1 protein-coding gene is annotated in these 261 nt (G+C 74.3%); it reads left to right on the top strand.

What is annotated here, in order from left to right:
- Positions 1-132: 132 nt before the first annotated feature.
- Positions 133-261: glutamate--tRNA ligase family protein (locus MJ643_RS31625; RefSeq protein WP_348773351.1), on the top strand; the 129-nt coding region annotated here is incomplete at its 3' end.

Here is a 261-nt window from a genome sequence, read left to right as displayed (position 1 = left end):
CACCCCGGCCGGGGTGCGCACGGTCGAGGCCGGCGCCAGCGTCGACGTGACCATCGAGGGCATCGGCACCCTCACCAATCCTGTCGTCCGGCGCTGAGCGCCCCGACGTCCCCCTCGAAGGAGAATCCCCGCGTGACCCACGCCCCTGCCACCGCACCCACCCCCGACGCCTCCGGCGCGGAGGTCCGCGTGCGCTTCTGCCCGAGCCCCACCGGCACGCCCCATATGGGCATGGTGCGCACGGCCCTGTTCAACTGGGCG

Source organism: Pseudomonas sp. PNPG3 (genome assembly GCF_023093815.1).
Lineage (GTDB): Bacteria > Pseudomonadota > Gammaproteobacteria > Pseudomonadales > Pseudomonadaceae > Aquipseudomonas > Aquipseudomonas asiatica.
The sequence above is the reverse complement of the archived record's forward strand: the minus strand, read 5'-3'. Positions and strand labels throughout refer to the sequence as shown.